The organism is Streptomyces sp. HNM0575 (assembly GCF_012726265.1).
GTDB lineage: Bacteria > Actinomycetota > Actinomycetes > Streptomycetales > Streptomycetaceae > Streptomyces.
Genome location: NZ_JAASAG010000002.1, coordinates 199,057 through 212,005, shown reverse-complemented (window position 1 = coordinate 212,005; position 12,949 = coordinate 199,057). Strand labels below are relative to the sequence as shown.

General features: G+C 71.1%; 12 protein-coding genes. 4 read left to right on the top strand and 8 right to left on the bottom strand.

The genetic code is table 11. The annotated features are described in order from the left end of the window. Nucleotides 1-114: 114 nt before the first annotated feature. The 3 genes from HCC61_RS04825 (at nt 115) to HCC61_RS04815 (ending at nt 4,863) form a co-directional block, all read left to right on the top strand. Nucleotides 115-1,743 carry a glycoside hydrolase family 3 protein gene (locus HCC61_RS04825; protein WP_169134019.1) on the top strand — a complete coding sequence of 543 codons (1,629 nt, stop codon included), beginning with the start codon at nt 115-117 and terminating at the stop codon, nt 1,741-1,743. Nucleotides 1,744-1,907: 164 nt separating this feature from the next. Further along, nucleotides 1,908-2,933 carry an SIS domain-containing protein gene (locus HCC61_RS04820; RefSeq protein ID WP_240968580.1) on the top strand — a complete coding sequence of 342 codons (1,026 nt, stop codon included), beginning with the start codon at nt 1,908-1,910 and terminating at the stop codon, nt 2,931-2,933. A 430-nt stretch (nt 2,934-3,363) separates the two neighbouring features. Beyond that, complete coding sequence (locus tag HCC61_RS04815; protein ID WP_169134507.1) at nt 3,364-4,863, top strand: PAS domain-containing sensor histidine kinase; 1,500 nt, start codon at nt 3,364-3,366, stop codon at nt 4,861-4,863. Between the two features lie 131 nt (nt 4,864-4,994). Here HCC61_RS04815 and HCC61_RS04810 read toward each other — a convergent pair whose 3' ends face one another. After that, a complete protein-coding gene (locus tag HCC61_RS04810) occupies nt 4,995-5,258 on the bottom strand; it encodes a WhiB family transcriptional regulator (protein WP_016469673.1) in 264 nt (87 codons plus the stop codon). A 313-nt stretch (nt 5,259-5,571) separates the two neighbouring features. Further along, on the bottom strand, nt 5,572-6,540 hold the full coding sequence (locus HCC61_RS04805) for a diacylglycerol kinase family protein (protein ID WP_169134017.1): 969 nt from the start codon (nt 6,538-6,540) through the stop codon (nt 5,572-5,574). A 79-nt stretch (nt 6,541-6,619) separates the two neighbouring features. Between HCC61_RS04805 and HCC61_RS04800 the strand changes: the two genes are divergently transcribed. Continuing rightward, complete coding sequence (locus HCC61_RS04800; protein ID WP_169134016.1) at nt 6,620-7,042, top strand: hypothetical protein; 423 nt, start codon at nt 6,620-6,622, stop codon at nt 7,040-7,042. Between the two features lie 123 nt (nt 7,043-7,165). Here HCC61_RS04800 and HCC61_RS04795 read toward each other — a convergent pair whose 3' ends face one another. The 6 genes from HCC61_RS04795 to HCC61_RS04770 form a co-directional block, all read right to left on the bottom strand. Next, the gene (locus HCC61_RS04795) at nt 7,166-8,281 is read right to left on the bottom strand and encodes an RNA polymerase sigma factor SigF (RefSeq protein ID WP_206322117.1); all 1,116 of its coding nucleotides are present in this window, start codon (nt 8,279-8,281) and stop codon (nt 7,166-7,168) included. Continuing rightward, the gene (locus HCC61_RS04790; protein WP_169134014.1) at nt 8,170-8,592 is read right to left on the bottom strand and encodes an anti-sigma regulatory factor; all 423 of its coding nucleotides are present in this window, start codon (nt 8,590-8,592) and stop codon (nt 8,170-8,172) included. Before HCC61_RS04790 ends, HCC61_RS04795 begins: the two co-directional genes overlap by 112 nt. 267 nt (nt 8,593-8,859) lie before the next feature. Beyond that, complete coding sequence (locus HCC61_RS04785) at nt 8,860-9,345, bottom strand: GNAT family N-acetyltransferase (RefSeq protein WP_169134013.1); 486 nt, start codon at nt 9,343-9,345, stop codon at nt 8,860-8,862. A 9-nt stretch (nt 9,346-9,354) separates the two neighbouring features. Next, the gene (locus HCC61_RS04780; protein ID WP_169134506.1) at nt 9,355-10,314 is read right to left on the bottom strand and encodes a pyridoxal-phosphate dependent enzyme; all 960 of its coding nucleotides are present in this window, start codon (nt 10,312-10,314) and stop codon (nt 9,355-9,357) included. 210 nt (nt 10,315-10,524) lie between these two features. Further along, entirely contained in the window at nt 10,525-11,115 is a 591-nt protein-coding gene (locus HCC61_RS04775; RefSeq protein ID WP_169134012.1) for a peptidoglycan recognition family protein, read from the bottom strand. A gap of 65 nt (nt 11,116-11,180) precedes the next feature. Further along, a complete protein-coding gene (locus tag HCC61_RS04770) occupies nt 11,181-12,896 on the bottom strand; it encodes a helix-turn-helix transcriptional regulator (protein ID WP_169134011.1) in 1,716 nt (571 codons plus the stop codon). Nucleotides 12,897-12,949: the final 53 nt, after the last annotated feature.

Sequence of the window (12,949 nt, the reverse complement as noted above, 5' to 3'; positions counted from 1 at the left end):
CAGGCAGGGCACACGACGAGCGGAGGGCGAAGCAGAAACGGCAGCACGAGCCTCAGTACGAGCCCGCGACCGATCTCCCGGCAAAGGGCCTTCAGTGAAGGGACAATGCGCCACATGACCACGCTCGCAACCGGCACCGAGAGCCTCACCCGTGACGCCCTCACCGTGCTCCAGCCCGGCTTCACCGGCACCAGCGCCCCGGAATGGCTGCTGCGGCAGCTCGGCGAAGGCCTCGCATCCGTGGGCCTGTTCGGGCGCAACATCGAATCGCCGGAGCAGCTCGCCGCGCTCACCGCCCAGCTGCGCGAGGTCCGGCCCGAGGTGCTGGTCGCCATCGACGAGGAGGGCGGCGACGTGACCCGCCTGGAGGCCCGCACGGGCTCCTCCTTCCCCGGGAACCTCGCCCTCGGCCATGTCGACGACACCGCCCTCACCCGGGACGTGGCGAACGAACTCGGCCGCCGGCTCGCCGAATGCGGAGTGAACCTCAACTGGGCGCCGTCGGCTGACGTCAACTCCAACCCCGACAACCCGGTCATCGGCGTCCGTTCCTTCGGCGACGAGCCGGGACTGGTCGCCCGGCACACCGTCGCCTATGTGGAAGGGCTCCAGGCGGCGGGCGTCGCGGCCTGCGTGAAGCACTTCCCCGGACACGGCGACACCGCCGTCGACTCCCACCACGCCCTGCCTCGCATCGACGCGGACATGGGCACGCTGCGCGAACGCGAACTCGTCCCGTTCCAGGCCGCGATCGACGCCGGTGCCAAGGGCGTGATGAGCGCCCACATCCTGCTGCCCGCCCTCGACGAGACGCTGCCCGGCACGCTCAGCCCGGCCGCGCTGATGGGTCTGCTACGCGCGTCACGCGAGGACGGCGGCCTCGGCCACACCGGCCTGATCGTCACCGACGGCATGGAGATGCAGGCCATCTCCGGCACCTACGGCCTGGAGCGGGGCAGCGTCCTCGCCATCGCCGCGGGGGCCGACGCGCTGTGCGTCGGCGGCGGGCTGGCGGACGAGGAGACGGTGGTGCGGCTGCGCGACGCGCTCGTACGGGCCGTGCGCGAGGGCGAGTTGACGGAGCAGCGCCTAGCGGACGCCGCGGCGCGCGTACGGACCCTCGCGCGCTGGACCGCCACCGCCGGGGGCGCCGCCGGGGCGGCGGGCGCGGGCGCGCGCGGTTCCCGGGGCGGCGGCGGCCAGAGAGGCGCCGCGGACGTGGGCCTCGCAGCCGCCCGCCGTGCCCTGAGCGTCACCGTCCCGGACGCGGCCCCGGCCGGAGGCGCCGGCGGTGCCGCGGCCGGCGCGCATCCCCACCGGCCGCTCACGGAGCCCCCGTTCGTCGCCTCCTTCTCCCCGGCCGCGAACATCGCCGTCGGCGGCGAGACCCCCTGGGGCGTCGCCGCCGAACTCGCACTGCTGCTGCCGGGCACGTCAGCCGGTACGTACGGAGCGGGAAGCGCCGACGCCGGAGCCGCCGGTACGCCGGCGCTGGTCGCAAGCGTGCTCGCCGATGCGTCGGACCGTAGGATCGTCGCCGTGGTACGTGACGTGCACCGTCACCCGTGGATGGCCGCAGCCCTGGAGGGCCTGCTCGCCGCACGCCCGGACACCGTCGTGGTCGAGATGGGAGTGCCGCAGGCACCGCCCGCCGGAGCACTGCACATCGCCACCCACGGCGCCGCCCGCGTGTGCGGAAGGGCCGCCGCGGAGGTCATCGCCGGCGAGACCGCCGGCGACTGACGACCGCTGACGATTGACGACTGATAGCTGACGACTGACGGCGCGCAACCCGCCCCGCACCACCGACATCTCAACTGGAGGCAGCCAGCATGTCCGCCACGTCGGCATCGACCCCCGAGCAGTCTCCGTCGGCGGACCGGCCCGGCAGCGCGCCGGGCCGCGTCATGGCCGGCGAGATGGCCGAGCAGCCGGCAGTGCTGCGCCGCATCCTCGAAGAGGGGGCGCCGCGGATCCGTGAGATCGCCGAGGAGGTGGCGGCCCGCAGCCCCCGCTTCGTGCTGCTGACGGCACGCGGCACGTCCGACAACGCGGCGCTCTACGCGAAGTATCTGCTGGAGATCCTGCTGGGCAAGCCGTGCGGCCTGACGTCGATGTCCACGACCACCGCCTACGGCGCGAGGCCGGACCTCACCGACTGCCTCGTCGTCACCGTCAGCCAGTCGGGAGGCTCACCGGACCTGGTCGCCTCCACGAGGGCCGCGCGGGAGGCGGGCGCGCTCACGCTGGCGGTGACGAACAACTCCGCGTCGCCGCTCGCGGAGGTCAGCGAGTACCACATCGACGTGCTGGCCGGCGCCGAGAAGGCCCTGCCGGCGACGAAGACGTACACGGCGGAACTCCTCGCCCTCTACCTCTTCGTGGACGGCATGCGCGGCGGCCAGGGCGCCGGGAAGGCGGAACTGCTGCCGGAGCTGGCGCAGTCGGTGCTCGACTGCCAGGCGGAGATCAAGGCGCTGGCGGGCCGCTACCGGTTCGCCGAGCGGATGGTGCTCACCTCCCGCGGATACGGCTATCCGACGGCTAAGGAGGCGGCGCTGAAGCTGATGGAGACCAGCTACATCCCCGCGCTGTCCTACTCGGGGGCCGACCTGCTGCACGGCCCGCTCGCCATGGTCGACAACATCTCGCCGGTGATCGCCGTCGTCACCGACGGCAAGGGCGGCGAGGCGCTCCAGCCCGTCCTCGGCCGCCTGCGCGACCGCGGGGCGGACCTGGTGGTCATCGGCAGCCGCGAGGAGGTCGACCGGGCGTCAGCGGGGTTCGCGCTGCCCACGGAGGGTCTCCCGGAAGAGCTCCAGCCGATCCTGGAGATCATCCCGCTCCAGATGCTCGCGTACGAGGTCACGATCGCCCGCGGCCAGGACCCGGACGCCCCGCGCGCATTGGCCAAGGTGACGGAGACCCGCTGACGGAGACCCGGTGATGCAGACCCGCTGAGACCGCGACGGCACCCGACTCGCGCCGACCGAGCGTGATCCGCGGCGTCCACTGAGACCCGTCCCGTGACACACGCCGGGCCACGGCGCCAGGGCGGGACCCTCAACCCGCCCGGCACCGCAGCCCGATGCCGGAGACCCGGCGCAATCAGGGCAGACGACGCGCGGGCCTCTCTCTGCTCTCCTGTGCGGGGAGAACAGAAGCCGTTGTTACTACGGGTTCATTGTGGACTAGACCACCAAGTCTGTCCATGCCACTGCTGTTTTTCATCACGACGAGACGAATTCCGGCGGTCTTTCGCTACGGATTCCGTCGTGCCCCGCCACGGTCCGTCCACGGCCCCGCGGAATCCGCCCCGGCCACCCGGCACCGCCCGCCGGTAGGCTCGCCGGTGTGCCCTCGATGAACGACCTCGTACGCCAGCACACGGCCCTCTCCGACACCGATCTGGAGTGGCTCCATCTGCTGATCTCCGAGTGGCAGCTCCTCTCGGACCTGTCCTTCGCGGATCTCGTGCTGTGGGTCCCCACCCGGGACGGCACGCGCTATGTCTCCGTGGCGCAGATGCGGCCGAACACCGGGCCCACGTCCCACCAGGACGACATGGTGGGCCACCTCGTGCCGCGCGGCCGGCGCCCCCTTCTGGACGCCGCGCTCGACGAGGGCAGGATCGTGCGCGAGGGCGACCCGGAGTGGCGTGAAGAGGTGCCGGTACGGGTCGAGTCGATCCCCGTGTGCAGGGAGGGCCGCGTCCTCGGCGTCATCGCGCGCAACACCAACCTGCTGACCGTCCGCACCCCCAGCAGGCTCGAACTCACCTATCTCCAGAGCGCGTCCGATCTCGCGCAGATGATCGCCGCCGGCTCCTTCCCGTTCCTGGGACAGCAGCTCGACATCGACCACCTTCCCCGTGTCGGGGACGGCCTGATCCGCCTCGACTCCGACGGCGTGGTCCAGTACGCCAGTCCCAACGCCCTTTCTGCGTACCACCGGCTCGGCCTGGCCACCGAGATCGTGGGCCTCCACCTCGGCCAGGTCACCGCCGAACTCGCGCCCTCGCGCGCGCCGGTGGACGAGGCGCTGGTCAAGCTCGCCAGCGGATGGGCGCCGCGCGGAGCGGAGGTCGAGGCCAACGACTGCGTCGTACAGCTGCGCGCCATCCCTCTCGAACCCAAGGGCACGCGCATCGGTTCGCTCATCCTGCTCCGTGACATCACCGAAGTACGGCGGCGCGAGCGGGAGTTGATGACCAAGGACGCGACGATCCGCGAGATCCACCACCGGGTGAAGAACAACCTCCAGACGGTCGCCGCGCTGCTGCGCCTCCAGGCCCGCAGGATGGACTCCGACAGGGGGCGCGACGCGCTCAACGAGGCCGTGCGGAGGGTCGGTTCGATCGCCATCGTGCACGAGACGCTCTCCCAGACCCTCGACGAGAGCGTCGAGTTCGACGAGATCGCCGACCGCGTGCTGGCGATGGTGGCCGAGATCTCACCCGGCCGCGTCAACGGCCATCGCACGGGCCACTTCGGGGTGCTGGAGGCGGAGGTCGCCACACCGCTGTCCATGGTGCTGACGGAAGTCCTCCAGAACGCCCTGGAGCACGGCTTCGGCCCGGGCGAGCAGGGCACCATCGAGGTCGGCGCGGTGCGCACGGCAGGCAAGGCCAAGGACGCGGGCAAGGCGAAGGAGCCCGGCCGGCTGCTGGTCACCGTCCAGGACGACGGACGGGGCCTGCCCGAGGACTTCGACCCGAAGCACGCGGGCAACCTGGGTCTCCAGATCGTACGGACGCTCGTGGAAGGGGAGTTGGGCGGCGAGTTCGACATGCTGCCCGCGCCGGGACGCGGCACGCGCGTGGTCTTCGACCTTCCGGTCTCGGTCGAGAAGCGCGAACGCTGAGGCATGCGCACAGACTTGGAGCCCCGGTCCTTGTGGGACCGGGGCTCCAAGTCTGTATGAACGCGGTGCGCTTCGTGGCACTGCGCGCTGCGGCTCGGGATGCAGCGGGTGGCCGGGTGTGGGCGTCAGTCTCAGGCGGTCGCGGCGTTGTTCCGCGCCCGGTTGCGAGCGGCGCGGCGCTTCATGGCGCGGCGCTCGTCCTCGCTGAGGCCCCCCCAGACACCGGAGTCCTGACCGGACTCCAGGGCCCACTGCAGGCACTGCTCCATGACGGGGCAGCGACGGCAGACGGCCTTCGCTTCCTCGATCTGCAGCAGCGCAGGACCAGTGTTGCCGATGGGGAAGAACAGCTCGGGGTCTTCCTCGCGGCAAACGGCGTGGTGACGCCAGTCCATGGCTGCTACCTCTCCTCGTGAGTTGCTTTGGCTTGTGAATGTGAACGCTTTCACGAATCCTCTCGCAAGGGAAGGGGTGCCGATCGACTGTGATGCGGGTCCCAGTGGAATGAGAGAGAGGATTCGGGCGCCTAGGGGGCCGCCGTGAGGGGCCGCCCGATCGCCATGAAGAGACTCGCAAACCTCGGCGGCGGATACAACCCCTTCCGCTAAGTTTTTTTTGATTCCTTGGTGTCGCATCACTCACAGTCGTACTTCCAGGGGGTGGACCCTGGTCTAAACGTTCGACTGGAAGGACTTTTGGGCGTTCGACTTAAGCAATCACACGCAGTGCACGGCGTACGCCTGTGAAGTTCACGCTGTTCCGCACTCCCAGGTGGTCACCGTCCAACTGAAACGGCAGCGGCACCTGCGAATGCAAGGTGAAGTCGCTTACGTCGTGCAGGGTTACCGCGTGTTTACCCCGAGGTCCGCGCTCCGGGCTGGAAGTGAGGAGCTGGGTGCCGTACAGGCTCATCGCGAGCGGTGTCAGGCGTGAGAGTCCCAGCACGTCGAGGGCGGTGTCGAAGGACGCATGGGGCGCCGCGTATACGGGACGGTTGCCCAGGTAGGTCCACGGCGAGGTGTTGCAGACTATCGACGCCACGAGTTCGCGTACCGGCTCCTCGCCCTCCCGTTCCAGCGTGATCGTCCCGCCTCTGCGGTGCTGTTCCTTCGCGAACTGCTTCAACACCTGCCGTACGTACAGCGCATGAGTTGAACGCTTGCCGAGCTCCCGCTTCTGTTCGACGCGGCCGACCACGCCCGCGTCGAAGCCGAAGCCGGCGCAGAACGTGAACCAGCGCGGCTGCACGCCCGCGTCGTCGGTGTCCGGCACCCCCGATGCCAGGCCGAGTCCGATCGTCCGCTCGCGGCCGTGCTCGATGGCGTCGAGCAGCGCGCCCGTGGCTTCGACCGCGTGGTTCGGCAGACCGAGCGCGCGGGCGAAGACGTTGGTGGAGCCGCCGGGCACCACTGCGACGCGGGGGAGTCGCTCGGGGTCGGGGCCCTCGTGCAGCAGACCGTTGACGATCTCGTTGACGGTGCCGTCGCCGCCGAGTGCGATCACCAGCTCGGTCTCGCCGTTCTGCGCGGCCAGCCGGGCCAGCTCCCGGGCGTGGCCGCGCGATTCGGTCGTCGCCACGTCCAGTTTGAGATCGCTTGCGAGCGCGTGAGTGATCACCTCACGGGTCCGCTGGCTGGTAGTGGTCGCTACCGGATTGACGACGAGGAGTGCGCGCATGAGGGGCAGCGTACCCATCGGGAGGCCGTGGTCAGCCGGGGTTGGAGAGGTCGGCGGGCGTGGGACTACGCTCTTCACCGTGCCCACACCGAACGAGACCCCAGCCTCCCCCGGCCGTCCACGGCGGATCACGGCCGCCGCTTCGCTGACCGCTCTCGAAGGACTGGTCGTCGCCGCCTTCGGTGTCGTGTCCCTGGTGAAGCTGGCGACGGACAAGCCCGACGGGATGATGCAGGCGGTCACGCTGGCGGTGACCGTACTGGCCCTGTCCGTACTGCCGTTGGCCGCCGCGCGGGGGCTGTGGCTGCGCAGGCGCTGGAGCCGCGGCCCGTCGATGATCGTGCAGTTGATCGCGCTGCCGAGCGGCTATCAGATGGCGCAGAACGGCGGTGTGTGGACGGCCGCGGGCATCGTCATCGGGCTCACGGGTGTGGCGGTGCTCGCCTGCCTCGTCAATCCGACGGCGACCGAGGCGCTGGGGATCGGGCCGCGCGACGCATAGCCGCCTGACTGCTGTCCCGTCTCTGCTGTCCCGTCCGGGTCCTTTCCCCGGCACGCGCGCGCCGCCCGGCCCCGGGAAGGAGACGGGCGGCGCGTGCGGTGGGTCCACTGTGCCGGCGGCGGATCACTCCTCGACGAGAAGCCTGTCGCGCAGCTGCGCCAACGTCCGTGCCAGCAGGCGCGATACGTGCATCTGCGAGATGCCGACCTCCTGCGCGATCTGCGACTGGGTCATGTTCCCGAAGAAGCGCAGCAGGAGGATCTTCTTCTCGCGGGGCGGGAGTTCCTCCAGGAGCGGCTTGAGCGATTCGCGGTACTCGACGCCTTCGAGCGCGTCGTCCTCCGCGCCGAGGGTGTCCGCGACGGCGGGCGACTCGTCGTCCGTGTCGGGCACGTCGAGGGAGAGAGTGCTGTAGGCGTTGGCGGACTCCAGGCCCTCCAGCACCTCCTCCTCCGAGATCGACAGCCGCTGCGCCAGCTCGTGCACCGTCGGTGCCCTGCCGTGCAGTTGGGACAGCTCGGCGGTCGCGGACGTCAGGGACAGGCGCAGCTCCTGAAGGCGGCGCGGGACGCGCACGGCCCAGCCCTTGTCGCGGAAGTGCCGCTTGATCTCGCCGACCACGGTGGGAGTGGCGTACGTGGAGAACTCAACGCCGCGCTCGGGGTCGAAGCGGTCGACGGACTTGATGAGGCCGATCGTCGCGACCTGGGTGAGGTCGTCCAGCGGCTCGCCGCGGTTGCGGAAGCGGCGGGCCAGGTGCTCGACCAGCGGCAGGTGCATCCGCACCAGGTGATTGCGGAGTTCGGCACGCTCGGGCGAACCGTCGGGAAGGCCGCGCAGCGCGATGAACATGGCCCGTGCTCCGCTGCGGTCGTGCGGATCGAAGTGCGCGAACTGCGCAGCCCGTGCCGTACGCGCGCCGCGCTCGCCGGTCCCGTGCTCGAGCCCGTGCGCGGTGCCGTGTCCGTGCGTCTCCTGCTGCTGCATGTCCATCGCGTCCGCCCGCTCTGCCTGCTCCGGTCGCTGACTGCTGGGGTCGGCGGGGTGCGGCCTGGCCTGCTCAGGCACGACTGGGTCGGCCGCCGCACCGACGCGGCCTGCCCAATGCTCCCGTGCCTCGTGGTCGGTCACGGCGCTCCGGGGCCCGCACCGCGCTTCTTGTGCAGGCTGATGCTGACCGTACGGTCTTCGGACACCGCCGAGTCCACCTCGCCGGCCAGGGCGGAGAGCACCGTCCATGCGAAGGTGTCGCGCTCCGGCGCCCTGCCGTCGGTGGTGGGTGCCGAGACGGTGACCCTGAGGGAATCGCCGACGAGCCGGAAGACGCAGCTGAGCACCGAACTCGGCAGCGCCTGCTGGAGAAGGATCGCGCAGGCCTCGTCGACGGCGATCCGCAGATCCTCGATCTCGTCAAGGGTGAAGTCCAAGCGGGCCGCGAGTCCGGCAGTGGCCGTCCGCAACACCGACAGATAGGCACCCGCCGCGGGCAGCCGGACCTCCACGAAGTCCTGCCCGTCCTGCCCCACGGGCTCACCTGCGATCTGGGACACCCTCACCTCCAAGGTGGCACAAGCCGGTTCGGCTCGTTGTCTGTACGAGTGCGTCGGTCCGCCGCCCGGTCCGTGGATCCCCTCCAGGGAGAACCGGCGGACTGACGCCATCGATGTTTCGCCTGCGACGCTATCGCGATCCGCGAGCTGATGTCGCCCGCACGGATCTACGACGGCCCCACGGCGCCCCATCACTTGAGCGTCACCCATAGTAAACATATGGGCACTGTCTGTGGCTAGGGGTCGGGAGTCCCGAATCCGAAGTGATTACGCTGCGTTGCCGTTTGCCAGCTTCCTCAGTGGTGCACCGGACATGCGGAAGACCGTCCACTCCTCCATCGGTTCGGCGCCAAGCGATCTGTAGAAACCGATTGAGGGGTCGTTCCAGTCCAATACCCACCACTCGAAGCGTTCATAACCCCGCTCGACACAGATTCCGGCAAGGGCTGAAAGCAGTTGCCTCCCGTGCCCGGAGCCGCGGGCCGCCGGCCGTACGTACAAGTCCTCCAGATACACACCGTGAGTGCCGGTCCAAGTGGAGAAATTGAGGAACCACAGAGCGAAACCGACGGGGTCACTCTCCGTGTCCTCCTCGGCGATCAACGCGAAGACCGCGGGGTGCTCGCCGAACAACGCGTCGTGCAGCTGCCGCTCGGTGGCCTTCGCGTGCTCCAGCGACCGTTCGTACTCCGCGAGTTCGCGGATCATCGCGTGGATCGCCGGTACGTCCTCGGGCGACGCGGCTCTGATCATGCGTCCACGCTAACGCGGCCCTGTGACAACGGCGGTGACGGTGCTGCCCGGTGCGAAGGCGCCCTCCTCGGCGAGGGCGGTGAGCGCGAACAGCAGCTTGGCGACGTAGAGCGGTTCGAGCGGGGGCAGGCCGTGCCGGGTCGCGAAGTCGGCGGCGAAGTCCTCCAGTTCGGCGGTGGTGCGCGCGTAGCCGCCGAAGTGGAACCGCTCGTCCAGCCGCCATTCGCCGCGGACGCCGCCGAAGGCCGCCCGTTGCAGGTCACGCACTTCGGCGGCGAGGAAGCCGCCGCGCAGGACCGGGACGCCGAGGGCGCGCTGCCCTTCGCCGAGGCCCGCGGCCAGTCCGGCGAGGGTGCCGCCCGTGCCGCAGGCGACGGCCGCCACGTCGGTGCGTCCGCGAAGTTCCGCTCCGAGGGCGCAACACCCCTGTACGGCAAGGGCGTTGCTGCCGCCCTCGGGTATTCGGAAGGCCTCGCGCGGCAGTTGCGGCGACCGCGCGGCTTCCGCGGTGGGCTCTGTCCGGCCTTGCTCTTCGCGGTCCGCGGCCTCCCGGAGCAACTGCCGTGCGTAGTCCGGGTCTTGGCGGCGCCGGTAGTCGGAGCGGGAGACGAAGTGCAGCCGCATGCCGTCGGCGGCGCAGCGCGCCAGTGAGGGATTGAGCGGGCGGGCCGCCAGTTCGTCGCCTCGTACGACGCCGACGGTGGTGAGTCCGAGCATCCGTCCCGCGGCGGCGGTCGCGCGCAGATGGTTGGAGTAGGCGCCCCCGAACGTCAGCAGGGCGGTGTGGCCGCCTTCGAGAGCGGCCCTCAGGTTAGGGGCGAGTTTTCGCCATTTATTGCCTGGAACGGCTGGGTGTATCAGATCGTCGCGCTTGAGCAGCAGCCGTATGCCCCGCCGTACGAAGCGCTCGTCCCGCACCTCCTGGAGCGGTGAGGGGAGCCGCGGCGGCGGGTCGACCGCCGCGAGCACCGCGTCGGCGTCCGGGGCCGAGGGGCGCGGGGGAGGGGCGGGAACGCCGCTGATCCTGCTGCTCACTCCTGCATTCTCGCGCGTGCCGGCGCGCTGCGGCGTCCCGGCGTCCCTCCCCGCAGTCGCTTCAGGCTCCTCTCGCTCCCGGCGTACGGACGGCTCCCGGTGTACGGATCCCTGCCGGTGTACGGGCGGCTCCCGGTGTGCGGCTCACTTCAGGCGGGCGGCGATCCGCTTGCGCATCGCGTCCATCGTGAAGCCGCGCGGATCGGACTTCTGGTCCGTCCACTCCAGATGCCCGATCACCGAGCCCTCGTTCCAGCCGTGATGCCTGCACAGCGCGGCTGCGGCACGTTCGATGGCGTCGAGCTGCTCCTCGGGCCACGGGTCGTCGCCGTCGCCGAGGTTCTCGCATTCGAAGCCGTAGAAGTACCGGTTCCCGTCCGTGTTCATCTGGTTGGGTCCGGGCAGTTCGTCCTCGGCTGTCACCGCGCGTAGCACGTCGTCATCGCCGAGCCCGGCATGGTTCGCGCGGCCGTGGCCGACGAGGTGGACGGTGCCGTCCTTGGTGATCACACCGTGCGCCAGCGGACCGGGCAGATCGGAACGTCCGTCGTAGACGAGGTCGACCGTCTCCTTGGCGCCGCTGGTCACGGTGTGGTGGATCATGATGCCGTGCACCGGGCTCCACGGGCCCTTGTGGTTGCGGTTGTGGTTCCGCCAGTCGCGGACCTCCTCGACCGTGACGCCCTCCTTCTCAAGGGCCGTGATGAAGGCGCTTGCCGTGATGGGTGTGGCCATCTCTGCCCCGTACCTTCCCTGTGCGCTCTCGTGTGTTCGAGGGTGATGCCCGTCAGGCCGGGCGCTTACTCCGCTCCCGGGCCCTTCGGCAGCAAGCCCGTTCGGGTCAACAGGCCCTGTACGCAAGGCTCGTGCGCGTACGGGCGCAGCAGCCGCGGCATCCGGTCCCGGGCCCGGCGGGCACGCCCGGAGCGTACGAGTGCCGAGTCCTCCAGGAACCCCTGCCACGCCGCGCAGGCCTCTTCCAGGCGCCCGGCCGCCAGCAGGAGTTCGGCCAGCTCCGCCTCGCTGAGCGCGCGGGAGCGGCGTTCGCCGGCGGGCCGGGAGCGCAGCGAGGCGTGCAGTTCGCGGACCGCGCCGGCGCGGTCGCCGAGGGCGGCGCGCACCTGGCCCGCCTGGTAGTGGAGCGCGGCGTCCTGGTAGGCGCCGACGGGCTCGCCGCCGTCCGGCGACTCCGGGCCCGTCGTCAAGTCGGCCGGGGCACGGGCGAGTTCGTGTTCGGCACGGCTCAAGGCCGCCGTCGCGCGCGTACGTTCGCCCTCCGCGGCCTGGGCGACGGCCAGCCCCGCGTACAGGAACGAGCGCGTCGAGGGCGCCGCGTCCGCGGGAGCCGTCTCGCACGCGGACTCCGCGAGGACGAGGCTCTGGCGGGGGTGCCCGAGCTGGTGCGCCTGGGAGCTGAGCGCCCGGTGCACGAGCGCCACCGCCTCGGGGTCGTGCCCCTCGGCGGCCAGCTCGGCCGCGGTGCCGAAGGCCCGCTGTGCCAGCCCGTGCCGCTGCTCGTCCGCGTAGACGCGCCCCAGCAGATAGCTCAACCGGGCGGCACCGGCGACCAGTTGAGGGTGGTACGGGCCCTCCCCGCCCGTACGCAGCCGCCGCACCAGCCCCGCGAGGCAGGCGGCCAGCGGCGTCCTGATGTGGCCGCCGCCGTGACGGTCCGCCTGCTGGGCGAAGAAGCGCGCGTGCTCCCGTACGGATGCGACCTCGTCCGGCGTGGTGCGCCGGGCGGGCCGCCCGCCCCGGGGGAGGGAGGGGAAGTGTGCCCGGGGCGGACGGGGACGGAGCGGCTCGGCGGTCTCGGTGGGGACGTCGCCGATGCCGGGCTCGTTTGGTGCGTGTGCGGTGTCGGGGGTGCTGCCGGTGCGGGTGCCGGTGCCGATGCGGGTGGCGCTGCTCGCTGAGCTTGCGGCGCTCGCGGTGCTTGTGGTGCCGGCGGTGTGAGCAGTGCCTGCCGCGCTAGGGATGTCTCCGGTGGCATCTGTCCTCGCGGAGGCCGTGGCGCCCACGGGCAGGCCGAGCGCGAGCCGGTACGGCGCGGGCGGCGGCGGATCCGCGCGCGGCGGGCCCACCACCGCGGCCGTGAGGGCGGCCAGTTGGTCGGCGGGGCGTGCCTCAGTCCGCAACTGCCCGCGAAGTCCGGGGAGTTGCCGCATGCGGTCCGCGTTCCCCGTGCGGTTTTCGGTGTCGCCGTCGGCGCTCCGGCGCCGCCCGGGCCCGCCGGACAGCCCGTCGCCCATGCCCAGTCCGGTCACCGGCACGGGGCGGCCGAGCCGCCTGGAGAGCGCCTCGGCGATGTAGCTCTGCACCCGCGGCGAGGGGCGGCTGCCGCGCAGCCAGTGCGCCACGGACGTACGGTCATAGCCCACTCGTACCCCCGCCTCGGCGGCCACCTTCGCGATGGCGCGGGCGAAGGACTCCTGCGTCCAGCGGGTCTCCTCAAGTAAGGCGCGCAGCACGTCATTCGGCGTCGGGTCACGGCGCCGGTGCTCACCGGGCCGCACGGCGGACCGTCCTCAGAAGACCGAAGCGGAATCGGATCGGGTCGTTCACGGTA